This is a genomic window from Massilia sp. Masssp93 (assembly GCF_059491295.1).
Genome location: NZ_CP168502.1, coordinates 337,200 through 362,278 on the forward strand (window position 1 = coordinate 337,200; position 25,079 = coordinate 362,278).

The window sequence follows — 25,079 nt, forward strand, 5'->3', positions numbered from 1 at the left end:
ATGCTGCTTTGGCTCGCACAATATTTTCAGGACTATCTCGGTCCGCTGCGCGTTTTTAACTACATCACGTTCCGCGCCGTGTTCGCGACCATCACCGCGATCAGCATCGGCATGCTGTGCGGTCCGGCCGTGATCCGCAAGCTCACCGAGATGAAGGTCGGCCAGGCCGTGCGCACGTACGGTCCGCAGACCCACCTGTCCAAGCACGGCACCCCGACCATGGGCGGCGTCCTCGTGCTGATCGCCATCGGCGTCTCCACGCTGTTGTGGTGCGACCTGTCGAACCGCCTGATCTGGCCCGTGCTCGTTGTGACGCTCGGCTTCGGCGCCATCGGCTGGGTCGACGACTACCGCAAGGTCGTCTACAAGGACCCGGAAGGCATGCGCTCGGGCGAGAAGTATTTCTGGATGTCGCTGATCGGCATCACGTCGTCGCTGTACCTGGCGTTCTCGGTCTCGGCCGCGACGCCGTGGGAAGTGTGGCAGCTGTTCTTCGCCTGGGTGCAGTCCGGCTTCTCGATGGACCTGCCGCCCAAGGCCGACCTGATCGTCCCGTTCTTCAAGACCATCAGCTATCCGCTCGGCGTGTGGGGCTTCATCGCGCTCACGTACTGCGTGATCGTGGGCGCCTCGAACGCCGTCAACTTCACCGATGGCCTCGACGGCCTCGCCATCATGCCGACCGTGATGGTGGGCGGCGCGCTGGGCCTGTTCGCTTATCTGACCGGTAACGCGACGTATTCGAAATACCTGTTCATCCCGCACATCCCGGGCGCCGGCGAACTGCTGATCTTCTGCGGCGCGATGGCGGGCGCGGGCCTGGCCTTCCTCTGGTATAACGCGCACCCCGCGCAGATGTTCATGGGCGACGTCGGCGCGCTGGCGCTGGGCGGCGCGCTCGGCACCATCGCCGTCATCGTGCGCCAGGAAATCGTCCTGTTCATCATGGGCGGCGTGTTCGTGGCCGAGACGCTGTCCGTGATCATCCAGGTCAGCTGGTTCAAGTACACGAAGAAGAGATATGGCACGGGACGCCGCGTGTTCCTCATGGCGCCGCTGCACCACCATTTCGAACAGAAGGGCTGGAAAGAGACCAAGGTTGTCGTGCGGTTCTGGATCGTGACGATGATCCTGGTGCTGGTCGGCTTCTCCACCCTCAAGCTGCGCTGACGACGAACCCATGATGAACTACGAAGGCAAAACCGCACTGGTACTGGGGCTCGGCGAATCGGGCCTGGCGATGGCGCTGTGGCTCGCGCGCTCGGGCGCCCGCGTGCGCGTGGCCGACACGCGCGCAGAACCGGCTCGCCTGCCGGCACTGCGCGCGGCCGTGCCGGATGCGGACTTCGTCGCCGGACCGTTCGCCGCGGGCCTGCTGGACGGCGTCGACTTCGTCGCCGTCAGTCCCGGCCTCGCGCCGAACCGCGAACTGGCCGAGATCGCGCCGGCGGCCGCCGCGCGCCAGGTGCCGCTGTGGGGAGAGATCGAGCTGTTCGCGCAGGCGCTCGCCGCGCTCGAGGCGCAGCAGGGGTACGCCCCGAAGGTCATCGCCATCACGGGCACGAACGGCAAGACGACGGTCACGAGCCTGACCGGTTTGCTGTGCCGCCGCGCCGGCCTCACGACGAAAGTCGCGGGCAACATCAGCCCGGCCGCGCTGGACGTGCTGCGCGAAGTCATCGACGCCAACGAGCTGCCGCAGGCCTGGGTGCTGGAACTCTCCAGCTTCCAGCTGCACACGACGTACAGCCTGAATCCCGACGCCGCCACCGTCCTGAACATCACCCAGGACCACCTCGACTGGCACGGCAGCATGGCCGCGTATGCCGACGACAAGGCCCGCATCTTCGGCGCCGACACGATCCGCGTGCTGAACCGCGACGATGCCGTGGTGATGGGCATGGCGGCGCCGGGTGCGGCGGTGACGACGTTCGGCACCGGCGAACCGGATGCGCCGGGCAGCTTCGGCCTCGTGAACGAACGGGGCGTGCTGTGGCTGGCGAACGCGAATCCGGGCGAAGAACCGGAAAAGAAGCGCAAGAAGAACGAACCGGCCGAACCGGCCGGGATCACGCTCAACCGCCTGATGCCTGCCGACGCGCTGCACATCCGCGGCCTGCACAACGCGTCCAACGCGCTGGCCGCGCTGGCGCTGTGCCGCGCCGTCGGCCTGCCGCTGGCGCCGCTGCTGCACGGCCTGCGCGAATACCAGGGCGAGCCGCACCGCGTGGAGCTCATCACGAGCATCGCCAACGTCGAGTACTACGACGACTCCAAGGGCACCAATGTCGGCGCTACCGTCGCCGCGCTCGAAGGCCTGGGCAAGACGTTCGGCGAGACGGAACGCCAGATCCTGCTGATCGCCGGCGGCGACGGCAAGGGCCAGGATTTCAGCCCGCTCGCGGGTCCGTGCTCGCGCTACGTGCGCGCCGTGCTCCTGATCGGCCGCGACGCGCCCGCCATCCGCGCCGCGCTCGAACCCTCCGGCGTCCCGTGCTTCGACCTCCCGGGCCTGCCGGAAGCCGTACGTCGCGCGAGCGGCCTGGCAAAGTCCGGCGACGTCGTGCTGCTGTCGCCCGCCTGCGCGAGCCTGGACATGTTCACGAACTACGCGCACCGCGCCCAGGTCTTCATCGACGCCGTGCGCGACATCGCACTCGAAAACGGGCAGGAGATCTGATGCCGTTCCAGATTCCATTCAAGTTCGGCGGTTCGGCGAGCGACGCGACGATCGCGACGCGCGCACGGCCGTCGCGCATGATGGAGTACGACCAGCCGCTCGTCTGGGTCGTGCTGCTCATGATGCTGTTCGGGATGGTGATGGTGTATTCGGCGTCGATCGCGTTGCCGGATTCGCCCAAGTTCGCCTACCTGCAGGGCAAGAACAACTACTTCCTGATGCGCCAGGCCGCGTTCATCGTCGTGTCGATGGTGGTCGGCCTGTTCGTGTTCCGCGTCCCGGTCGCGACCTGGCAGCGGTTCGCGCCGCTGATGTTCGTCGGCACGCTCGTGCTGCTGGCGCTCGTGCTGGTGCCGGGCCTGGGCCACTCGGTCAACGGCGCCCGCCGCTGGCTGCCCCTCAAGATCATGCAGTTGCAGCCGTCCGAGATCATGAAGGTCGTGTCCGTGCTGTACGCGGCCGACTTCACGGTGCGCAAGCAGCAGTACATGCACAAGCTGACGAAGGGCTTCATGCCGATGGCCGCCGCGATGGCGCTGGTCGGCGCGCTGCTGATGCTGGAGCCCGACCTCGGCGCGTTCGGCGTCGTCGTCTGCATTTCGATGGGCATCCTGTTCCTGGGCGGCTTCAACATGATCTGGTTCGGCGGCATCGGCGCCGTCCTCGTGCTCGTGTTCTCGACCATCATCGCGCTGTCGCCGTTCCGCCGCGCGCGCATGTTCGCGTACATGAACCCGTGGGAAGAAGGCAATGCGCTGGACAAGGCATACCAGCTGACGCACTCGCTGATCGCGTTCGGCCGCGGCGAGATCTTCGGCGTGGGCCTGGGCGGCAGCGTGGAAAAGCTGCACTACCTGCCGGAAGCGCACACCGACTTCATCATGGCCGTCATCGGCGAGGAGCTCGGCCTGGTCGGCGTGCTCGTCGTGATCGGCCTGTTCTACTGGCTCGTCAAGCGCGCCTTCGACATCGGGCGCCAGGCCATCGCGCTGGAACAGCACTTTGCCGGCCTCGCCGCGAAAGGGATCGGCATCTGGCTCGGCGTGCAGGTCTTCATCAACATGGGCGTGAACCTGGGCCTGCTGCCCACCAAGGGCCTGACCCTGCCGCTGATGAGCTACGGCGGCTCGGGCATCCTGTTCAACTGCGTGGGCCTCGCGATCCTGCTGCGCATCGATTACGAAAACCGCGTCAAGATGCGGGGAGGCCGCCAATGAGCACGCCGAAAAGACTGATGATCATGGCGGCCGGCACCGGCGGCCACATCTTCCCCGGCATCGCCATCGCACAGTCGATGCGCGAGCGCGGGTGGGAAGTCTCGTGGCTCGGCACGATGCACGGCATGGAGCGCGACATCGTGCCGAAGCACGGCATCGCCATGGACAGCATCGATTTCGCCGGCATGCGCGGCAAGGGCATCGCGCACACGGTGTCCGGCGCGTTCAAGCTCGTCGCCAGCTTCGCGTCGTGCCGCAAGTACCTGGCATTGCGCAAGCCCGACGTCGTGCTGGGCATGGGCGGCTACGTGACGGTGCCGGGCGGGATGATGGCGCGCGCGCGCGGCGTGCCGCTGGCGCTCGTGAACGCGGATGCGGCCTTGCTCCTGTCGAACAAGACGCTGACGCCCATCGCGCAACGCGTGCTGTTCGGCTTCCCGGCCGATTTCGGCAAGGCGGCCGGCAAGGCCGTCGTCACGGGCAATCCGGTGCGCAAGGAGATCCTCGACATGCCGTCGCCGGGCCACCGTTTCGCCGGCCGCAGCGGCCCGTTGAACCTGCTCGTGGTCGGCGGCAGCCTCGGTGCGAAGGTCCTCAACGACAGCGTGCCGGCCGCGCTGGCCCTGATCCCGGAAGGATTGCGTCCGGTGGTCACGCACCAGTCGGGCAAGAAGAACATCGACGCGCTGCGCGCCGCGTACGCGCAGGCAGGCGTGAAGGCGAACGTGGTCGACTTCATCGACGACATGGCGGCGGAATACGCGAACGCGGACCTCGTGATCTGCCGCGCGGGCGCCATCACCGTCTCGGAACTGACGGCGGCCGGCGTCGCGAGCGTGCTCGTGCCGTTCGTCGCCAGCACGACGAGCCACCAGCGCGACAACGCGACCTGGATGGCGGGGCAGAAGGCGGCGGTGCATCTGCCGCAGGGCGAACTGAATCCGCAGCAGCTGGCTAGGCTGCTGCAAACGACCACCCGCGACGACTGCCTGGCGATGGCCGAGGCGGCGCAGGCGGTGGGGCGGCGCGACGCCAATGCGGCGATCGCGCAAGTACTTGAAACACTGGCGAACGGCGGACAATGAAACACAAGATCAAACACATTCACTTCGTCGGCATCGGCGGCAGCGGCATGAGCGGCATCGCGGAGGTGCTCCTGAACCTCGGCTACAAGGTGTCGGGCTCGGACCTCGCGTCGAACGCGGCCAGCCAGCGCCTGCAGGAACTGGGCGCCAACGTGCGCATCGGCCACGCGGCGTCGAACATCCTGGGCGCCGACGCCGTCGTGACGTCCACCGCCGTCAACGAAGCGAATCCGGAAGTCGTCGCCGCGCGCGCCGCGAAAGTGCCGATCGTCCCGCGCGCCATCATGCTCGGAGAGCTGATGCGCCTGAAGCGGGGCATCGCCATCGCCGGCACGCACGGCAAGACGACGACGACGAGCATCGTCGCGTCCGTGCTCGCGCAGGGCGGCCTCGATCCGACGTTCGTCATCGGCGGACGCCTGAACAGCGCCGGCGCCAACGCCAAGCTGGGCACCGGCGAATACATCGTGGCCGAGGCGGACGAGTCGGACGCATCGTTCCTGAACCTGTCGCCGATGATCGAGGTGATCACCAACATCGACGCCGACCACATGGACACGTACGAGCACGACTTCGAAAAACTGAAGGGCGCGTTCGTCAACTTCACGCACCGCCTGCCGTTCTACGGCCGCGCCATGATGTGCATCGACGATGCGAACGTGCGCGCGATCCTGCCGCAGGTGACCAAGCCGGTGACGACGTACGGCTTTTCGGAAGACGCCGAAGTGCGCGCCCTGAACGCGCGCGCCGAGGGCATCCGGATGCATTTCACCGTGCGCCAGCAGGGCTATCCGGACACGGAATTCGTGCTGAACCAGCCGGGCATGCACAACGTGCTGAACGCGTGCTCGGCGATCGCCATCGCGCGCGAGATCGGCGTGCCGGACGAAGCGACGGCGCAGGGCCTGCGCGAATTCAACGGCGTCGGCCGGCGCTTCACGCGCTGGGGCGAAGTCGAACTGCCGCAGGGCGGCAGCTTCACCCTCGTCGACGACTACGGCCACCATCCGGTGGAAGCCCAGGTGACCCTGGCCGCCGCGCGCGCCGCGTATCCGGGCCGCCGCCTCGTGCTGGCGTTCCAGCCGCACCGCTATTCCCGCACCCGCGACCTGTTCGAGGACTTCGTGAAGGTGCTGGGCGCGCCGGACGTGCTGCTGCTGGCCGAGGTGTATCCGGCGGGCGAGGCGCCGATCGTGGCCGCGGACGGCCGCGCGCTCGCGCGTGCGCTGCGCGCGGGCAGCCAGATCGAACCGATCTTCGTGGAAGCGATCGCCGACATGCCGGCGACGATCCTCAAGGTGGCGCGCGACGGCGACGTCGTGCTCACCATGGGCGCCGGTTCCATCGGCGGGGTCCCCCAACAACTGACATCGAATCAAAAGGTGGCATCGTGAGTATGACAGACACCGAAGCGAAGGCGCTCGGCAAGGTGGGCGTGCTGTTCGGCGGCCGGTCCGCCGAGCGCGAGATCTCGCTCATCTCGGGCAGCGGCGTGCTGCAGGCACTGCAATCGAAAGGCGTCGACGCCCACGCGTTCGACCCGGCCGAGCGCTCGCTGGCCGAGCTGGCGGCGGAAAAATTCGACCGCGTGTTCATCGCGCTGCACGGCCGTTTCGGCGAGGACGGCACCCTGCAGGGCGCGCTGGAACTGCTCGGCATTCCCTACACGGGCAGCGGCGTGATGGCGTCTTCCGTCGGCATGGACAAGATCACGACCAAGATCGTGTGGCTGGCCGCCGGCGTGCCGACGCCGAAGTACATGACGATCGGTGCCGATGACCGCGTCGACGCCGACGGCATCGTCGCGGCGCTCGGCCTGCCGCTGATCGTCAAGCCGCCGCTGGAAGGCTCGACGATCGGCATCACCAAGGTCAGCGCCGCCGCCGAGCTGCAGGCGGCCGTCGACCTGGCGCGCCAGTACGACAAGGCGGTGCTGGTCGAGCAGTTCATCCAGGGCCGCGAATTCTCGGTGCCGGTGCTGGGCGCCGGCGCCACCGCGCGCGCGCTGCCGATCGTGGAGATCGTCGCGCCCGAAGGCAATTACGACTACCAGAACAAGTACTTCACGGACGACACGAAATATCACTGCCCGGCGCCGCTCGACGCGGCGACGACGGCCGCGATCCAGGCCCACGTGGTGGACGCCTACCGCGCCCTCGGCTGCGAAGGCTGGAGCCGCATCGACGTACTGCTGCGCGCGTCGGACAACCAGCCGTTCCTGCTGGAGGTGAACACGTCGCCCGGCATGACGACGCACTCGCTCGTGCCGATGGCGGCGCGCGCCGAGGGTACGAGTTACGAAGACCTGTGCGTGGATATCCTGCGCTCCGCCAGCCTCAAGGCCGGCCAGGCGAAGAAAGCATAAAAGGACTAGGGAAGCAACATGTGGCATGACGTGCGAGCTCTGAACGCAACCGCCGGCGCGATCACCGCGCTGACGGTGCTCGCCTGCGTGGGATCGGGATTGTGGTGGCTGTCGCAGCGCCCGATGTTCACCCTGCGCGAGGTGCGTGTCGAGAGCATGTACGGGCTGGACCTGCAGCACGTGAACGAGCTGACGGTGCGTAATGGCGTGCTCGGAAAGATCAACGGCAACTTCTTCACGACCGATCTCGAACAGGTACGCACGATCTTCGAGTCGGTGCCGTGGGTGCGCAAGGCCAGCGTGCGCCGCGAGTGGCCGAACGAGTTGATCGTGCAGGTGGAAGAGCACGAGGCGCTCGGCACCTGGGGCGAGGATGGCCGGCTGCTGTCGGTGAAGGGCGAGGTGTTCACGGCCAACCTGGCCGAGGCCGACGAGGACCACGCACTGCCTGCCTTCGGCGGTCCGGCCGGCAGCGAAAAGGAAGTGCTGACGCGCTTCGCGGAACTGCGCGGCTGGTTCGCGCCGATCCGCCTCGTGCCGGAGTCGATCAGCCTGTCGAACCGCTACGCCTGGACGGTCAGGTTGAACAACGGGATGAGCGTGGAGCTGGGGCGCGAGAAGGACAAGGACACGCTGCACACGCGCGTGCAGCGGCTGGTGAGCATTTACCCCCAGCTGGTGGCGAGGCTGCAGGAAGGGCGCATCGATACGATCGACATGCGCTATCCGAACGGCCTGGCCCTGTCCTCCGCGGCGCTCACCATCCCGGCGGATGCGACCAAGCCCGTGAAGGCGGCGGTGAAGAAGAAAACAAGTACCAAAACAACAAAGCAGATCTAATTTAAGCAGGCGACAGCAAACATGACAAAAGACGCGAAGAACCTGATCGTCGGCCTCGACATCGGCACCTCGAAGGTGGTGGCGGTGGTGGCCGAAGTGATGGCCGATGGGCGCCACGAGGTGATCGGACTCGGCCAGCACGAGTCCAAGGGTCTGAAGAAGGGCGTTGTCGTCAACATCGAAGCGACCGTCGAATCGATCCAGCGCGCGCTCGAGGAAGCGGAGCTGATGGCCGACTGCAAGATCCGCAACGTGTACGCGGGGATCGCCGGCAGCCATATCCGCTCGTTCAATTCGAGCGGCATGGTCGCCATCAAGGACAAGGAAGTGACGGCCACGGACGTGGCGCGCGTGATCGAGACGGCCAAGGCCGTGAACATCCCGACCGACCAGCAGCTGCTGCACACGGTGCCGCAGGAATTCATCGTCGACAACCAGGAAGACGTGCGCGAGCCGATCGGCATGAGCGGCATCCGCCTCGAGGTGCGCGTGCACATCGTCACCGGTGCGGTGTCCGCGGTCCAGAATATTGTAAAGTGCGTGCGCCGCTGCGGCCTCGAGGTCTCGGACCTGATCCTGCAGCCGATGGCGTCGGCCGATTCGGTGCTGACGAACGACGAGAAGGAACTGGGCGTCGTCCTCATCGACATCGGCGGCGGCACCACCGACATCGCGGTCTTTTCGGACGGCGCGATCCGGCACACGGCCGTGCTTCCCATCGCCGGCGACCAGATCACGAGCGACATCGCGATGGCCCTGCGCACGCCGACGGGCGAGGCGGAAGAGATCAAGATCCGCTACGGCGTGGCCAAGCAGGTGCTGGCCGATCCGGGCGAGACGCTGGAAGTGCCGGGCCTCGGCGACCGCGGTCCCCGTTCGCTGTCGCGCCAGGCGCTGGCCGCCGTGATCGAGCCGCGCGTGGAAGAACTGTTCGCGATGGTGCATCAGGTCGTGCGCGAGTCCGGCTACGAGGGCGTGCTCTCGTCGGGCATCGTGCTCACGGGCGGGTCGTCGATCATGCCGGGCATGATCGAGATGGCGGAAGACATCTTCTTGAAGCCGGCGCGCCTTGGCACGCCGGAGTATCGCGGCCAACTGGCGGACGTCGTGCGCAGCCCGCGCTATGCGACGGTCCTCGGTCTGCTGCTGGAAGCGAAGAAACAGTACCTGCGCGGACACATCGTCACGCGCCAGGACGGTTCGGTGAAGGCGGTCTGGCAGCGAATGAAAGAATGGTTCCTAGGGAATTTCTAGAGACCGAAAAAGCGGCGGCGCGTTGTGGAGGACGTAAACACAACGCGGGAGAGGCTTTTCGGGAGTGTAGTAACAGCTGGTAACGGTTTTGCTTGGTAACGGACACGAAACATTTTTAAAATAGTGGCACGTTTCCAATCTCGAGTTCTGACGGCGTTCGTGAGAATTCGGGCTTGGAAACGGCTCATCGAGATTAGGAGTTCATCATGGAGTTCGATATGGTCGATAACGCAGCATTGGGCACGGTCATCAAGGTCGTCGGCGTTGGCGGCGCGGGTGGCAATGCGGTCCAGCATATGATCAACAAGGGCGTGTCCGGCGTGGAGTTCATCGCCGCCAACACCGACGCCCAGGCACTGGCCGCATCCGGCGCCCACAACATCATCCAGATCGGCGAGTCCGGCCTGGGTGCGGGCATGCGTCCGGAAATCGGCCGCCAGCTCGCCGAGCAATCGCGCATGCGCATCGAGGACGCGCTGCGCGGCGCGCACATGGTGTTCATCGCCGCCGGCATGGGCGGCGGCACGGGCACTGGCGCCGCGCCGATCGTCGCGGAAGTCGCCAAGAGCCTGGGCGCGCTGACCGTGGCCGTCGTCTCGAAGCCGTTCTCGTACGAAGGCCAGAAGTGCATGGACGTCGCCGAAAACGGCCTGAACGAACTGACCAAGCACGTCGACTCGCTGATCGTCATCCTGAACGAAAAACTGGAAGACATCTACGAAGACGAATCGATGCTGGACTGGATGAAGCATGCGGACGATGTGCTGAACAACGCCGTCGCCGGTATCGCCGAGATCATCAACGTCCCGGGCCACATCAACGTCGACTTCAACGACGTCAAGACCATCATGAGCGAGCAGGGCAAGGCCATGATGGGCACGGCCACCGCGTCGGGCGTGGACCGCGCGCGCATCGCCGCCGAACAGGCCGTCGCGTCGCCGCTGCTGGACGGCATCGACCTGTCGGGCGCCAAGGGCGTGCTGGTGAACGTCACCGCGTCGCGCAGCCTGAAAGGCAAGGAGATCAAGGAAGTCATGGCCGCCGTGCGCGCCTTCGCGGCACCGGACGCCGCGATCGCACAGGGCATCGCCTACGACGACGAGATGGGCGACGAGCTGCGCGTGACCGTCGTCGCGACGGGCCTGGGCAAGAACAAGGCCAGCATCTCGCTGGTGCAGCCGCAGCAGGTACTGCGCACCGGCACGTACGGCGCGCCGATGATGTCCGGCACTCCGGGCGTAACGGCCGGCGTGACCATGGGTGCGGCCAGCGGTGCCGGCGCGATGGACGGCATGAAGCAGCCGGCCGTGTGGCGCCGCGAGCAGGCGTCCGAGCAGGTGCGCGCGATGCAGAACAACGGTGTCGAGACCTACGACATCCCGGCGTTCCTGCGCAAGCAGGCCGACTGAGTAGCAGACTCCAACGCCGGCTGACCACCGGCGCTCCATGATGCGGGGCCAGGCTGTTCCAAGCAGCCTGGCCTTTCGTTTTTAAACCGGGGTCAGAGCCCGAATTTTGGAAATGGCCCGATGGCTGTTGCCAAAAAAAGGGCTCTGACCCCGGTTTTGTTTGGTTCAGGCATACTTGCGGGTTCTGAAAACTTGAAAGGAACACCACCATGACCATCCAGATCGGCGACCGCCTGCCCGCAGGCTCCCTGCAGGAATTCATCGACGTCGCGACCGAAGGCTGCGCGCTCGGCCCGAACACGTTCGACGTGGCCGACCTCACCCGCGGCAAGACCATCGCCATCTTCGGCCTGCCGGGCGCCTTCACGCCGACCTGCTCGGCCCAGCACCTGCCCGGCTACATCCAGCTGGCCGACCAGCTCAAGGCCAAGGGTGTCGACGAGATCTGGTGCATCTCGGTCAACGACGCGTTCGTGATGGGCGCGTGGGGCCGCGACCAGAAGGCCACCGGCATCGTCCGCATGATGGCCGACGGCAGCGCCGCGTTCACCAAGGCGCTGGGCCTGGAATTCGACCTCGTCGCCAAGGGCTTCGGCGTCCGTTCCCAGCGCTACTCGATGCTCGTGCAGGACGGCGTCGTCAAGCAGCTGAACGTGGAAAGCGGCGGCTTCGACGTGTCGTCGGCCGAGACGCTGCTGAAGCAACTGGGCTGATCCGGGTGAGCCGGCTGGCGGGGAATATGCGCAGCATCCGCGCGATGCTGGTCTGCGTCGCCATGTTCTCGATCATGGACATGACGATGAAGCTGCTGTCCGCGCACTTCCCGCCGATGCAGGTGGCGGCGATCCGCGCGCTGTCCGCGCTGCCGCTCGTCGGCGCCTATCTATTCTGGCGCGGCGGCCAGCGCTCGCTGCTGCGCATCCGCTGGCCGCTGCACCTGCTGCGCGGCGCGATCGGCATCGCGATGCTGGCGCTGTTCACCTACGGCCTCAAGACGCTGTCGCTGGCCGAGGCGTATTCGATTTTTTTCGTCGGCCCGATCCTGATCACGGCGCTGTCCGTGTTCGTGCTGGGCGAGCGCGTGAACGGGGCGCGCTGGATCGCGATCGCCGTCGGCATGGCCGGGGTGCTCGTCGTGCTGCGGCCGACCGGCGCCGGCTTCTTCACGCTGGGCGGACTGGCCGTGCTGGCTTCGGCCGTGTGCTATGCGGTGTCGGCCGTTGCCGGCCGCGTACTGGCGCGCACCGACCGCGGCGAGCACATGATGTTCTGGCTGATGGTCCTGATGGCCATCGGCGCGACGCCGCTGGCCGCGCCCCACTGGGTGCCCGTCCAGGCCGGGCACTGGCTGCTGATCCTGGCGCTGGCCGTCAGCGGTTTTTTCGGCCAGCTGGCGCTGACGGAAGCGTTCAGCCATGGCGAAGCATCGGTCGTGGCGCCGTTCGAGTACACGGCGCTGGCGTGGGGCGTGGCCATCGACTGGCTGATGTGGAAAACCTTGCCGGATGAATATACTTTGCTGGGCGCCGCCATCATCATCGGCAGCGGCCTGTACCTGATCCGCCACGAATCCGTGCATGCGGAGGCCGAGCATCCGTGAAAACGTGGTGTTCCTGCCACCGCCCCGCGGGGGCCGCCGGCAGGCTCGAAAGCCCTACGATATAATCGAACGATGCTCAAACAACGAACCATCAAACAGCTGGTGCGCACGACAGGCGTCGGCCTGCACTCCGGGACCAAGGTCGAGCTGACCCTGCGTCCGGCGGCCGCCGATACGGGCATCGTGTTCCGCCGCGTCGACCTCGACCCCGTCGTCGAGTTCCCGTCGAATGCCGACATCGTGGGCGATACCCGCATGGCGTCGGTGCTCACGCAGGGCAATGCGCGCGTCTCGACCGTCGAGCACCTGATGTCCGCCTGCGCCGGTCTCGGCATCGACAACCTGTACGTCGACGTCACGGCCGAAGAGATCCCGATCATGGATGGTTCGGCCTCGTCGTTCGTGTTCCTGCTGCAGCAGGCGGGCGTGCAGGAGCAGGCCACGCCCAAGAAATTCATCCGCGTGCTGAAACCCGTGGAAGTCCGCCAGGGCAGCGGCGCCGGCGAGAAATGGGCGCGCCTGAGCCCTTACGACGGCTTCAAGCTCGACTTCTTCATCGAATTCAACCACCCGGCCGTGGACGGCACGACGCAGCGCGCCGTCGTCGACTTCGGCAAGGTCTCGTACGTGCACGACGTGGCGCGCGCCCGTACGTTCGGCTTCATGCAGGACGTGGAAAGCCTGCGCGGCATGGGCCTGGCGCGCGGCGGCTCGCTGGAAAACGCGATCGTGATGGACGAATACCGCATCCTGAACGCGGACGGCCTGCGCTACGAAGACGAGTTCGTGCGCCACAAGATCCTCGACGCGATCGGCGACCTGTACCTCGTCGGCGCGCCACTGCTGGCCAGCTACGAGGCGCACAAGTCGGGCCACGGCCTGAACAACCTGCTGCTGCGCGAACTGCTGGCGCAGCCGGAATCCTACGAGATCGTGTCGTTCGACGCGCAGGAGCGGGCGCCCGTGTCGTATGAGGCACAGATGGAAAGGGAGTGGGCGCTGACGTAAGTCGCCGCCTTTTACCTTGACCGTAGCTCAAAACAACGTCGTTCCCGCGCAGGCGGGAACCTAATTTACGCTAGCGCTGCGCTAACGCACTTGGATTCCCGCCTGCGCGGGAATGACGGTTTTAAAGGTAACGACAGCGTTCGAGACAACGACGTTATGACTTCTTCCTTCTCTCCGCCAATCTTCTGATCGCCGCGATCAGCGCCGCATTCTGCTGCGTCTCCGGCAACGTTTCTCCCAGCTGCTCGAACGCTTCCACCGCCGTTGGCGGCAAGGTCAGCGACGACGGCTTCAATTCCTCGCGCACCGGCACGTTGGGCCGCATCTGGATCTTGATGCGCATGTTGTCCACCTGCCATCCCTTTTTCTGCAAGCCCGCCTGCAGCTTGGGCAGCTGCTGCTTGAGCTTGGCCGCGACGGCCGAGGAGGGCACGGCGAGGGTCAGGGTCGCTTCCTGGAACGACAGCACGTCGCAGCCGGCGTACATCGGCGGCAGGATCGCCTTGACGTCGCGCTGCAGGTTGCCCACGCGCAGGGCGGTCGGCATCAGCGCGGCGAGGCGGTCGTTGGAGCGCAGGAAATCGGTGGCGACGAACGACGTCTTGCGGTCGCGGGTGCCGTAGATATGGAAGGGACGCTGCTTGTTCGTGGACTGCATGCTCGGAACATACCACAGCCGCGGGCCATGCCGCGAGCAATCGTGCGCGATTGATGCAATCGAATGCAAACTGATAACAATTTTTGCCAGCCGCACTTGTGATCCGCCCGGCGGACCCCAAGTGTGGCCGCATCGCATGATAAAATCGGTGGCTTTTTGCCATTGGCGCTCTCGGGGCGATATGTTTTTGTTATCATCCTGGGCTCCTCGGACCCTTTTCGCGGCGTACTTTTGAAGAACACAGCATGTCATTCCTGACCAAGATTTTCGGCAGCCGTAACCAGCGTCTGCTCAAGCAATACCAAAAATCCGTGCGCGACATCAACGCGCTCGAGCCGCAGATGGAAGCGCTGTCGGATGCCGATCTCCAGGCAAAGACGAACGAATTCAAGCAACGCGTAGCCGGGGGCGCCAGCCTGGACGACATCCTCGTGGAAGCCTTCGCCGTCTGCCGCGAAGCCGCCAAGCGCGTCATGAAGATGCGCCACTTCGACGTGCAGCTGGTCGGCGGCATGGTCCTCCACTACGGCAAGATCGCCGAGATGGGCACGGGCGAGGGTAAAACGCTGATGGCGACCCTGCCCGTCTACCTGAACGCGCTGTCCGGCAAGGGCGTGCACGTCGTGACCGTCAACGATTACCTGGCCCAGCGCGACGCCGAGCAGATGGGCCGCCTGTACGGCTGGCTCGGGTTGACGACGGGCGTGAACCTGTCGCAGATGGATCACGACAGCAAGCAGCAAGCCTACGGTTCCGACATCACCTACGGCACCAACAACGAATACGGCTTCGACTACCTGCGCGACAACATGGTGTACGACGTGCGCGAGCGCGTGCAGCGCGGCCTGAATTTCGCCGTCGTCGACGAAGTCGACTCGATCCTGATTGACGAAGCGCGTACCCCGCTGATCATTTCCGGCCAGGCCGAGAACCACACGGAGCTGTACCACAAGATCAACGAACTCCCGCCGATGCTCACGCTGCAGATCGGCGAGGAGACCCCGGACGGCAAGGGCCAGATCGAAGTCCCGGGCGACTACACGAAGGACGAGAAGGCGCACACCGTGCTGCTGACCGAGGCCGGCCACGAGAAGGCCGAAGCCATCCTGACGAAGATGGGCCTGCTGCCGGAAGGCGCGTCGCTGTACGACGCCGCCAACATCACGCTGATCCACCATCTGTACGCTGCCCTGCGCGCGCACGTGCTGTACCACAAGGACCAGCACTACGTCGTGCAGAACGGCGAGGTCGTGATCGTCGACGAATTCACGGGCCGCCTGATGACGGGCCGCCGCTGGTCCGAAGGCCTGCACCAGGCCGTGGAAGCGAAGGAAGGCGTGCGCATCCAGAACGAGAACCAGACGCTGGCCTCGATCACGTTCCAGAACTACTTCCGCATGTACGCCAAGCTGTCCGGCATGACCGGTACGGCGGACACGGAAGCCTACGAATTCCAGGAGATCTACGGCCTGGAAACCGTCGTCGTCCCGCCGAACCGTCCGTCCCAGCGCAAGGACCGCCAGGACCAGGTCTACAAGACGGCCGACGAAAAATACCAGGCCATGCTGAACGACATCCGCGACTGCTACGAGCGCGGCCAGCCGGTCCTCGTCGGCACGACGTCGATCGAGAACTCGGAACTGTTGTCCGGCATCCTGACCAAGGCGGGGCTGCCGCACAACGTGCTGAACGCGAAGCAGCACGCCCGCGAGGCGGAGATCATCGCGCAGGCGGGCAGCCCGAAGATGATCACCATCGCCACCAACATGGCGGGCCGCGGTACCGACATCGTCCTGGGCGGCAACGTCGAGAAGCAGATCCAGCTCATTGAAGCCGGTTCCGAGGCCGACGGGGCGTCGGCGCAAGAGCAGAAGGCCGAGCAGGCCGCCAAAATGCGCGCGGAATGGCAGTCGCTGCACGACCACGTCGTCGCGCAGGGCGGCCTGCACATCATCGGCACCGAACGCCACGAATCGCGCCGCGTCGACAACCAGCTGCGCGGACGTTCCGGCCGCCAGGGCGACCCGGGTTCGTCGCGCTTCTACCTGTCGCTGGACGACCCGTTGCTGCGCATCTTCGCGGGCGACCGCGTGCGCGCCGTGATGGACCGCCTCAAGATGCCGGAAGGCGAACCGATCGAGGCGGGCATCGTGACCCGCTCCATCGAAGGCGCCCAGCGCAAGGTCGAGGCCCGCAACTTCGACATCCGCAAGCAGCTGCTGGAATACGACGACGTCGCCAACGACCAGCGCAAGGTGATCTACACCCAGCGTAACGAACTGCTGGAAGCGGCCGACATCTCCGAGCTGATCGCATCGCTGCGTACCGGCGTGTTCACCGACGTCGTGCGCGCCCACGTGCCGGCGGAGTCGGTGGAAGAGCAGTGGGACATCCCCACGCTCGAGCGCGTGCTGGCCGACGAATGGTCGCTCTCCCTGCCGCTGGCGCAGATGCTGGAGGACGAGCCCAACCTGAACGACGACGACATCCTCGAGCGCGTGCTGGCGGCCGCGGAAAGCTCGTACGAGGCGAAGGTCGGCATCGTCGGCAAGGAAGCGTTCGGCGGCTTCGAGCGCAACGTCATGCTGCAGAATATCGACACGCACTGGCGCGAGCACCTGGCCGCGCTGGACCACCTGCGCCAGGGCATCCACCTGCGCGGCTATGCGCAGAAGAACCCGAAGCAGGAGTACAAGCGCGAAGCGTTCGAGCTGTTCGGCGCCATGCTGGACCAGATCAAGAACGAAGTGATCCGCACCATCATGACCGTCCGCATCCAGACCCGCGAAGAAGTCGAGGCGGCGGAAGCGGCCATGCAGGCGGCCGCGGCGCACCTGGAAAACGTCAACTACCAGCACGCCGACTTCGATCCGACGGCCGCGCCGGAAGAGCTGATGGCGCCCCTCGCGGTGACCCCGGGCACCACGGCGATGGCGGACGATCCGTCCACCACCTACCTGGGCATGAAGGTCGGCCGCAACGACCCGTGCCCGTGCGGCAGCGGCAAGAAGTTCAAGGCTTGCCACGGCAAGCTGGCGTAAGCAAGCGGACGAACGGTAAAAGCGGCGGGAGCGATCCCGCCGCTTTTTTTGTGTCCGGCGCAGGAGACGGCTTTTGCAATTTGATAGCAAAAAACAACAAAAATTAACTGTAAGTATCTTTGTTGATATTTATCAATTAAAATTGATTTTTATAAATACGAGTCGAGATGAACCAGGGTGCGGCTCCCCGCTATCAAATAACGACGAAGGAAACAGATGGCAAAGAACCTCACCGCAGCACTGGCCCTGATGGGCGCGACGGCCGCGGCCGGCGCCACGCCCGTCACCGTCACGGAAACGATCAGCCTGTCGCAGCTGTTGTCCGGCAACTCGACGAACATCGCGTTCAACCTCAACGCCCAACTGGCTGCCGCCGGCCAGGGGCTGGGCGACATCCTGTCCGGCGACCTGGTGGTCTTCGGCTATTCCGACGCGCAATACAACACGACGCAGGCCGATCCGTACAGCGGTTACGCCACGACCGGCGTCGAGGGCTACCATTCGTACTCGGTACCCTACACGTATTCCTACTATGTCTCCTGCTCGTACTGGAGCTGGAGCTGCAACCACACCGCGTACGCGACCGGCTATTACCAGGTCGGCGTGACGGACTACAATGCCGCCGCCACGCGCACCGTCGAGCACATCGACTCGGTGGCCGATACGATGGTGGTGGCGGCGGGCACGACCAGCGCCAGCGGCAGCGCCTCCACCCACACGACGCGCGACGGCGGCTACAGTGGCTCGCAATACGTGGGCACCAGCGGCGATTACTACAACGGTTACACCTATCTCTACAACCGCGACCACGACGTGTACGACGCCATCGCCGGCGACCTGTCGGCGACGCTGCACCTGGACGTCGCCGCGCTGTCCGACCTGAACCAGGACGGCATCCTGGCGCCGACCGTCAGCGCCACGCTGGGTGGATTCCACCTGACGTCGGCCACGCTGACCGTGTTGTCGGAAGTCGTCGAGCGCTCCGAGGTGCCGGAACCCGCTACGCTGGGCCTGTTCGCCGTGGCCGCCGCCGGCGCCACCGTCGCGCGCCGCCGCCGCAAGAAATGACGCTCGATCCGCAGCTGTTCGCCCTCAATCCGGCCGCGCAGCTGAAGGTCGAGACGACGCCGGCCGGCGTGCCCGTCCTGATCGTCGACGATTTCTACGCCGATCCGTTCGCGGTGCGCGCCGCCGCGCTCGGGGGGCAGTTCGATGCGTCGATCGCCTATTACCCGGGCATGCACAGCCGGATCGACGCCGCCAGCACGCGCGACCTGTTCGCCACGCTGGTCCGGATGCTTGCGCTGCTGGGCGACGTGCGCGCGCAGCCCGAATATTTCTGGACCGATTTCTCGATCGTCACGACGCCGGCGTCGCAGATGCTGGCGAAGCAGAAGCATCCGCACATCGACCCGACGCCGCTGGCCGGCCTCGTGTACCTGAACCACGACTTCGAAGTCGGCACCTGCTTCTTCCGCCACCAGCCGACCGGCCTCGCCGTCATCCGCACGCCCGAGGAATCGCGCCAGTACGGCGAATGGATGGAAGCCTACGGCGAGCAGTGCCAGCCCGCGACCTATGCGGTCGGCGACGACGGCGTATGGGAGCGCCTGTACCGGATACAGGGCCGCTTCAACCGTTTCGTGATGTATGCCGGGAACGCGTTCCACTCGATCGACATGCGCGACGTGGCCGCCAACCCGACGCTCGCCCAGGCCCGCCTGACCCAGCGCCTGTTCCTGGGCCAGCTCGACAACCCCGCGTCAACCTGATCCGCTCCATCATGTCCTATCAATCCATCGCAATCGTCGGCGGCGGCACCGCCGGCTGGCTGGCCGCCTGCTACCTGCAGCGTGCCCTCAACGGCAATCCCGCGCATCCGGTCCGGATCACGCTCATCGAGTCGCCCGACGTGGCGGCCATCGGTGTCGGCGAGGCGACCGTTCCCACGCTGCGCATGATGCTGCGCACGATCGGCATTCCGGAAGCGGCGCTGTTCGCCTCGGCCGAGGCGACGCTCAAGAACGGCATTCGCTTCGTCGGCTGGCACGACGGCACGGACAGCTTCGACCACCCGTTCGACATGCCGATCGTGGCCGATGGCTACTCGACGATGACGCACTGGCTGAACCTGAAGCAGCGCGGCCTGACCCGCCAGCCGTTCGGCGAGGCCGGCGTCGTGCAGCCCGCGCTGATGGACGCGCTGCGCTCGCCCAAGCTGATGTCGTCGGCACCGTACGAGGCGCCGGTTCCGTATGCCTACCACCTCGACGCCGTGCTGCTCGCGCGCCTGCTGCGCGACACGGCGAAGGAACGCGGGGTGGTGCACGTGGAAGGCACCGTCGAGCAGGTGGATGTGGACGAGACGGGCATCCGCGCCGTCTGCCTCGCGGACGGCACGCGCCACGCGGCCGACCTGTTCGTCGACTGCACCGGCTTCGCCTCCCTCCTGTTGGGCAAGACGCTGGACGTGCCGTTCCACTCGTATGCCGACACGCTGCTGTGCGATCGCGCGCTGGCCTGCCCGGTGGCGCACGAGGCGTCCGACGCGCCGCTGCGCAGCCACACGGTGGCGACGGCGCAGGACGCCGGCTGGACGTGGGACATCGAACTGCAAACGCGCAAGGGCACCGGCTACGTGTACTCGTCGCGCCACTGCAGCGACGACGAAGCGCTGGCGACGCTGCGCCGCTACAACGCGGGCCGCACGGAACTGGCCGAGCCGCGCCTGCTGCGCATGCGCGTCGGCCGCCACACGCGCATGTGGGAAAAGAACTGCCTGGCGTTGGGACTGGCCGGCGGCTTCATCGAACCGCTCGAATCGACGGGCATCTACCTGATCGAATACGCGCTGCAGATGTGGCTCGACTACCTGCCCACGCCCGCCGGCGCGGCGCCGATGCGCGACCGCTACAACATGCTGATGGCCGAGCATTACGACGAATTGCATGACTTCGTGCTGGCGCACTACGTGCTCTCGGCGCGCCGCGATACCGCGTTCTGGCGCGCCTGTACGGAAGAGGTGAAGGTGTCCGACCGGCTGGCCGCGCTGCTGGCGCTGTGGAAGCACAAGCTGCCCGGCACCGCCGATATCGATGCCCGGCGCCAGGTCCTGTTCGGACCGCACAACTGGTTCTTCATCCTGGCCGGGCAGCGCTGCCTGCCCGAACACGGGATCGGGCAGATGCCGTACATCGCGCCCGAGCGCAGCCAGGCGGCGCTCGCGCGCATCGCGGAGATCCGCAAGGCCGCCGTGAGCCAGTCGCCGTCGATGCGCGAGTACGCGCAAAAGATCCGTGCGGCGGCGGCCAACGCGCCGCGCCGCTAGTTCGCCGGCACGGCGCGTCCATGACCATTTGGTAATCTTGGCATGACGTGCCGGGCGGGCCGGGCCCGGTTGCGCTAGGATGTCGCTCGATATCCCATCCGGAGCCCGCATGACACCGACATCCGCCCCGCACGCAGCGCACGCCCGCGACCTCGCCAAGGTCCCGGCCATGACACTCGGCTTCTGGATCATCAAGATCCTCGCGACGACGCTCGGCGAGACCGCGGGCGACGCCGTGACGATGTCGATGGAACTGGGCTACCTGGCCGGCACCGCGATCTTCGCGGCGCTGCTGGCCGTCATGCTGAGCGCGCAGATCCGCGCCAACCGCTTCCACCCGCTGCTGTTCTGGGCCGTGATCGTCGCCACGACGACGGTCGGCACGACGCTCGCCGACCTGTGCGACCGCTCGCTGGGCATCGGCTACCTCGGCGGCTCGACCCTGCTGGCCGCGCTGCTGGCTGCGACGCTGTACGCCTGGCACCGCACGCTCGGGTCGGTGTCGATCAACCGGCTCGATACGCGCGACGCCGAGGTGTTCTACTGGATCACGATCCTGTTTTCCCAGACCCTCGGCACGGCGCTCGGCGACTGGGTCGCCGATCCGGACACCGGCTGGGGCCTCGGTTATGGCGGCGGCGCGGTGCTGTTCGCGGCGGGACTGGCCGTCGTGCTCGCGCTGTACTTCTGGACGCGCACGTCGCGCACCGCGCTGTTCTGGGTCGCGTTCATCCTCACCCGGCCGCTGGGGGCGACGGTCGGCGATTTCCTCGACAAGCCCGTCGCGGACGGCGGCCTCGCGCTGAGCCGCTACACGGCGTCCGCGGCCCTCGTCGCCGGCATGCTGCTGCTCGTGCTGCTGTTGCCCCAGCGCGCGGAGCGGATCGCGCGCCCGGTGCCCGGCGACGAGCCGCGCAGTTGAGCCGCGCGGTTAAGCCGCGCAGTCAAGCCGGATCGTTGCCGTCCTTGACGGCGGCAAGCCGCTGCGCCTGCATGACCTTGCGCAGCCAGTCCACGCTCTCGCCGCCGATGCCCGATCCCATGCGCAGCAGGGGTTCGGTCGCGCTGGCGGCGCGGAAGGCGTCGATGTCCTGCTGGTCGCGGCCGACCATGTCGTGGAACAGGTCCATCCACTGGCGCGCGAGCTCGCGCGCCCGCGGCCCGGCCGCATCGGGATCGGCCTTCATCTCGGCCTGCATCCGCGCGATCAGGGGCGTCCACTCGTGGCCGCGGGTCGCGTAGTGGCGCCGCATGCGCTCGACGACTTCCGGCCGCACATATTTTGCCCACGTCTCCAGCTTCAGTTCACCGATGGCGGCGTGCACGTAGTGCATCACGGACGCCGGCATGCCGACGGCGTCCAGCTCGCGCTCGACCATCATGTTGAGTTTCGCCGTCAGCGCCGGGTCGTTCCCGGTGTCGCGCGCAAACGCCTGCAGCCAGCGCAGGGCGAAGGCCCTGGCGGCGTCGGCATCCGGCGGGACCTGCGAGTCGATCAGGCCGCGCGCCTGTTCGACCATGCCCTGCCACTGGGCCTTCGCGGCATCGTTGCCGAGCAGCGGCAGGCGGTCCAGTTCCTCCTTGGTGAAATAGCGTTCGTACACGTTCGTCATGTCCATGGTGTTCTCCAGTGTGGTGAGCCACGTGGACAGGTCCGGCGCGCTGCCGCGCACGAGTTGCGCGCGCACGCGCAGCAGCTGGTCGCGCAGCCGCGTGGCTTCCGCCATGCGGACTTCGAGCGCGGCCAGCTGGCGGTCGACGATCGCCAGCGGCTCGCCGGCCGGACTGTCCAGCGTGAGGCCGATGTCGGACAGGCTCAGGCCGAACGCGCGCAGGGCCTGGATACGGTGCAGGCGTGCCACGTCGTCGCGGTCGTAGAGCCGGTAGCCGGCATCGGAACGCGCCTGGGGACGGAGCAGGCCGATGCTGTCGTAGTGGTGCAGCGTGCGCACCGTCAGGTTGGCCAGGGCGGCCAGCTCTCCCACTTTCAGCATCGTTCGTCTCCGTTCTTCGGCGTGGGGACAGTCTCGAGGCTCACGTGACGTCAGGGTCAAGGTTTTTCGCGTCGCGGAAGCTGCGCTCTTCGTGCCACAGGGTCACGAACAGGGTCATCACGACGGGGCCGACGAACAGGCCGATGAGGCCGAGCGTCTCGACCCCGCCGAGGATGCCCAGCAGGACGGCGATGAACGGCAGTTGCGTGGCGTTGCCGATCATCGCCGGGCGCACGAAATGGTCGGCCACGAACAGGATGATGAAGCCCAGCACGAGGATCGCGATCGCGGCGATCGTCGCGCCCTGCCAGGCCAGCAGGCCGGCGGCGGCGCAGAACGCGAGCGGGGCGCCGAACGGGATGATGGCGAGGACGCCCGACGCCGCGGCCCACAGCACGGCCGACGGCAGCCCCGCGAACTGGTAGCCGATGCCCAGCAGGACGCCTTCCGCGAGGCCGACGAGCACGAGGCCGTTGACGGTGGCGCGCACGGCGACGGGCACCTTCAGCGAGAACAGCGTCCAGCGCCGCACGCCGATCAGGTCGGCGCCGATGGCGTCCGTCTGGCGCTGCAGGGCGGTGCCGTCCTTGTAGAAGAAGAACAGGCAGAGGAAGGCGAACAGCATGTCGACCAGGCGGTGCATGACGCCGCTGCCGACCCGCTTGAGCACTTCGCTGGCCGTCTGCATGCGGCCGACGGAGCCGTCCTGCAGCAGGTGCGCGAGGCCGTGCGGCTGGCCGAGTGTGGCCAGCCACCAGTTGTAGACGGCGTCGCCGGCGAACGGAATGCGGTGCAGCCACTCCGGCGCGGCCAGGCCCTCGGTGTTGGCGCTGGCGACCATCTGCGCCAGCGCCGGCGCCTGGCGCGCGGCCTGCGTGACGCCCAGCGCGAGCGGGATGATGAAGACGATTGCGGCGGCGATGGTGACGAGGGCCGCCGCGAGGATGGTGCGGCCGCCCAGCGCGGTGCGGACCCGCACGTACAGCGGCCACGTGGCGATGCACAGGATGGCGGCCCACAGCAGCGGCAGGATGAAGCGCTGCGTCACGAGCAGGGCGAACAGGACGATCGCCAGCGAAAAGCAGGCGCTCAGCACATCGCGTTGGTTGTCGGTCATGGCTTCTCCGGTGGATGGAACATCTTACCAAAACGGCATCGCCGGATGGGTGGTGTTGCCGATTATCAATTGGCCGACTTAAGTGTGTATTAACAGATGAGCCGTCGTTCCCGGGCCGTCGGTACGCAAGCAAACTGGGCGCCCGCCTGCGCGGGGGCGACGTATGCACCGGCGGACCGTGCCTGTCTCCCGCAGGCGGTACAATACCGGACCTTCTTTCCATCCTTTCATTAGAGAACGCCATGGCCGTCAATTCCCCCCTGCCCGTCGCCGCCGACCTGAAACCCGTCGCCGGCATCGAACTCGGTTACGCCGAAGCCGGCATCAAGAAGCCGAACCGCAAGGATGTGCTGGTGATGAAGCTCGCCGAAGGTGCGACCGTCGCCGGCGTGTTCACCAGGAACCGCTTCTGCGCGGCGCCGGTCCAGGTGAGCAAGGCGAATCTGGCGGCGGTGAAGGCCGGGGGCAAGCCGATCCGCGCGCTGGTGGTCAACACGGGCAACGCGAACGCGGGCACCGGCGAGCCGGGCCTCGCGAACGCGCAGGCCACGTGCGCCGAAGTGGCGCGCCTGCTGGGCCTCGACGCGCAGCAGGTGCTGCCGTTCTCCACGGGCGTGATCCTGGAACCGCTGCCGGTGCAAAAGATCGTCGCGGGCCTGCCGGCCGCGATCGCGAACCTGAAGGCCGACAACTGGTTCAACGCGGCCGAAGCCATCATGACCACGGACACCCAGCCGAAAGCGGCGTCGGTCACGACGACGATCGCCGGCCACGCGGTCACGATGACCGGCATCAGCAAGGGCGCCGGCATGATCAAGCCAAACATGGCGACGATGCTGGGCTACCTGGCGTTCGATGCGAAGGTGGCGCAGCCGGTGCTGGACGAACTGGTGAAGTACGCGGCCGACCGCTCGTTCAACAGCATCACCATCGACGGCGACACGTCGACCAACGATTCCTTCATCCTCGTCGCCACGGGCGCGGGCACGCTCGTCGTCGATTCGACCGACAGCCCGCACTACGCGGCGCTGCGCGACGCCGTCAGCGGCATCGCGCGCCACCTGGCGCAGCAGATCATCCGCGACGGCGAAGGCGCCACCAAGTTCATCACCATCACGGTGGAGCAGGGCCGTGACATGGAAGAGTGCCGCAAGATCGCCTACGCCATCGCCCACTCGCCGCTCGTGAAGACCGCGTTCTTCGCGTCCGACCCGAACCTGGGCCGCATCCTGGCCGCCATCGGCTACGCGGGCGTCGACGATCTCGACACGGCAAAGCTCGACCTGTACCTGGACGACGTGCTGGTCGCCAAGGCCGGCGGCCGCAACCCGGACTACAAGGAAGAGGATGGCCAGCGCGTGATGAAGAAGGCCGAGATCCTCGTGCGCGTCGTGCTCGCGCGCGGCGAGCTTGACGCTACCGTGTGGACCTGCGACCTGTCGCACGACTACGTCTCGATCAACGCCGACTACCGTTCCTGAGC

The 25,079-nt window shown here is 66.6% G+C and carries 21 protein-coding genes; 18 read left to right on the forward strand and 3 right to left on the reverse strand.

The genetic code is table 11. From position 1 onward, the window contains the following. The 12 genes from mraY to lpxC all read left to right on the forward strand — a co-directional run bounded on the left by mraY (position 1) and on the right by lpxC (position 13,458). A complete protein-coding gene (gene mraY / locus ACEN9Q_RS01600; RefSeq protein ID WP_056122815.1) occupies positions 1-1,170 on the forward strand; it encodes a phospho-N-acetylmuramoyl-pentapeptide-transferase in 1,170 nt (389 codons plus the stop codon). A gap of 13 nt (positions 1,171-1,183) precedes the next feature. After that, positions 1,184-2,680, forward strand: coding sequence for a UDP-N-acetylmuramoyl-L-alanine--D-glutamate ligase (gene murD, locus ACEN9Q_RS01605; protein ID WP_495628905.1), 1,497 nt, complete (start codon positions 1,184-1,186; stop codon positions 2,678-2,680). Next, on the forward strand, positions 2,680-3,897 hold the full coding sequence (gene ftsW / locus ACEN9Q_RS01610; RefSeq protein ID WP_056449616.1) for a putative lipid II flippase FtsW: 1,218 nt from the start codon (positions 2,680-2,682) through the stop codon (positions 3,895-3,897). Before murD ends, ftsW begins: the two co-directional genes overlap by 1 nt. Then, positions 3,894-4,982, forward strand: coding sequence for an undecaprenyldiphospho-muramoylpentapeptide beta-N-acetylglucosaminyltransferase (gene murG, locus ACEN9Q_RS01615; protein WP_495627135.1), 1,089 nt, complete (start codon positions 3,894-3,896; stop codon positions 4,980-4,982). The genes ftsW and murG overlap by 4 nt, the downstream gene beginning before the upstream one ends. After that, positions 4,979-6,376, forward strand: a complete 1,398-nt coding sequence (gene murC / locus ACEN9Q_RS01620) for a UDP-N-acetylmuramate--L-alanine ligase (protein ID WP_056449620.1) — start codon at positions 4,979-4,981, stop codon at positions 6,374-6,376. Before murG ends, murC begins: the two co-directional genes overlap by 4 nt. A 2-nt stretch (positions 6,377-6,378) precedes the next feature. Then, positions 6,379-7,347: a D-alanine--D-alanine ligase gene (locus ACEN9Q_RS01625; protein ID WP_495628906.1), complete on the forward strand. Its 969-nt coding sequence runs from the start codon at positions 6,379-6,381 to the stop codon at positions 7,345-7,347. 18 nt (positions 7,348-7,365) lie between these two features. After that, positions 7,366-8,187: a cell division protein FtsQ/DivIB gene (locus tag ACEN9Q_RS01630; protein WP_495627136.1), complete on the forward strand. Its 822-nt coding sequence runs from the start codon at positions 7,366-7,368 to the stop codon at positions 8,185-8,187. Positions 8,188-8,208: 21 nt separating this feature from the next. Then, complete coding sequence (ftsA, locus tag ACEN9Q_RS01635; protein WP_056449626.1) at positions 8,209-9,441, forward strand: cell division protein FtsA; 1,233 nt, start codon at positions 8,209-8,211, stop codon at positions 9,439-9,441. A 206-nt stretch (positions 9,442-9,647) separates the two neighbouring features. After that, positions 9,648-10,850: a cell division protein FtsZ gene (gene ftsZ, locus ACEN9Q_RS01640; RefSeq protein WP_056449628.1), complete on the forward strand. Its 1,203-nt coding sequence runs from the start codon at positions 9,648-9,650 to the stop codon at positions 10,848-10,850. 209 nt (positions 10,851-11,059) lie between these two features. Beyond that, the gene (locus tag ACEN9Q_RS01645; protein WP_056449630.1) at positions 11,060-11,563 is read left to right on the forward strand and encodes a peroxiredoxin; all 504 of its coding nucleotides are present in this window, start codon (positions 11,060-11,062) and stop codon (positions 11,561-11,563) included. A gap of 26 nt (positions 11,564-11,589) precedes the next feature. Beyond that, the gene (locus ACEN9Q_RS01650; RefSeq protein WP_495627137.1) at positions 11,590-12,450 is read left to right on the forward strand and encodes a DMT family transporter; all 861 of its coding nucleotides are present in this window, start codon (positions 11,590-11,592) and stop codon (positions 12,448-12,450) included. 72 nt (positions 12,451-12,522) lie between these two features. After that, positions 12,523-13,458, forward strand: a complete 936-nt coding sequence (gene lpxC, locus ACEN9Q_RS01655) for a UDP-3-O-acyl-N-acetylglucosamine deacetylase (protein WP_056449632.1) — start codon at positions 12,523-12,525, stop codon at positions 13,456-13,458. 154 nt (positions 13,459-13,612) lie between these two features. Here lpxC and ACEN9Q_RS01660 read toward each other — a convergent pair whose 3' ends face one another. Continuing rightward, complete coding sequence (locus tag ACEN9Q_RS01660; protein ID WP_056449634.1) at positions 13,613-14,116, reverse strand: DciA family protein; 504 nt, start codon at positions 14,114-14,116, stop codon at positions 13,613-13,615. Positions 14,117-14,361: 245 nt separating this feature from the next. On the opposite strand from ACEN9Q_RS01660, the gene secA reads away from it, so the two are divergent. The 5 genes from secA (at position 14,362) to ACEN9Q_RS01685 (ending at position 21,407) form a co-directional block, all read left to right on the forward strand. Continuing rightward, positions 14,362-17,157, forward strand: coding sequence for a preprotein translocase subunit SecA (secA, locus tag ACEN9Q_RS01665; RefSeq protein ID WP_056449636.1), 2,796 nt, complete (start codon positions 14,362-14,364; stop codon positions 17,155-17,157). A 216-nt stretch (positions 17,158-17,373) separates the two neighbouring features. After that, positions 17,374-18,225, forward strand: a complete 852-nt coding sequence (locus ACEN9Q_RS01670; protein ID WP_056449637.1) for a PEP-CTERM sorting domain-containing protein — start codon at positions 17,374-17,376, stop codon at positions 18,223-18,225. Beyond that, the gene (locus ACEN9Q_RS01675; protein WP_495627138.1) at positions 18,222-18,929 is read left to right on the forward strand and encodes a DUF6445 family protein; all 708 of its coding nucleotides are present in this window, start codon (positions 18,222-18,224) and stop codon (positions 18,927-18,929) included. Before ACEN9Q_RS01670 ends, ACEN9Q_RS01675 begins: the two co-directional genes overlap by 4 nt. An 11-nt stretch (positions 18,930-18,940) precedes the next feature. Then, positions 18,941-20,485, forward strand: a complete 1,545-nt coding sequence (locus ACEN9Q_RS01680) for a tryptophan halogenase family protein (RefSeq protein ID WP_056449639.1) — start codon at positions 18,941-18,943, stop codon at positions 20,483-20,485. A gap of 109 nt (positions 20,486-20,594) precedes the next feature. Further along, entirely contained in the window at positions 20,595-21,407 is an 813-nt protein-coding gene (locus tag ACEN9Q_RS01685; RefSeq protein WP_495627139.1) for a COG4705 family protein, read from the forward strand. Positions 21,408-21,429: 22 nt separating this feature from the next. Here ACEN9Q_RS01685 and ACEN9Q_RS01690 read toward each other — a convergent pair whose 3' ends face one another. Beyond that, positions 21,430-22,479, reverse strand: a complete 1,050-nt coding sequence (locus ACEN9Q_RS01690) for a MerR family transcriptional regulator (RefSeq protein WP_495627140.1) — start codon at positions 22,477-22,479, stop codon at positions 21,430-21,432. A gap of 40 nt (positions 22,480-22,519) precedes the next feature. Further along, a complete protein-coding gene (locus ACEN9Q_RS01695; RefSeq protein ID WP_056449646.1) occupies positions 22,520-23,596 on the reverse strand; it encodes an AI-2E family transporter in 1,077 nt (358 codons plus the stop codon). Between the two features lie 242 nt (positions 23,597-23,838). Here ACEN9Q_RS01695 and argJ point away from each other — a divergent pair, with 242 nt between their 5' ends. Further along, positions 23,839-25,077 carry a bifunctional glutamate N-acetyltransferase/amino-acid acetyltransferase ArgJ gene (argJ, locus tag ACEN9Q_RS01700; RefSeq protein ID WP_495627141.1) on the forward strand — a complete coding sequence of 413 codons (1,239 nt, stop codon included), beginning with the start codon at positions 23,839-23,841 and terminating at the stop codon, positions 25,075-25,077. The last annotated feature ends 2 nt before the right edge of the window (positions 25,078-25,079 follow it).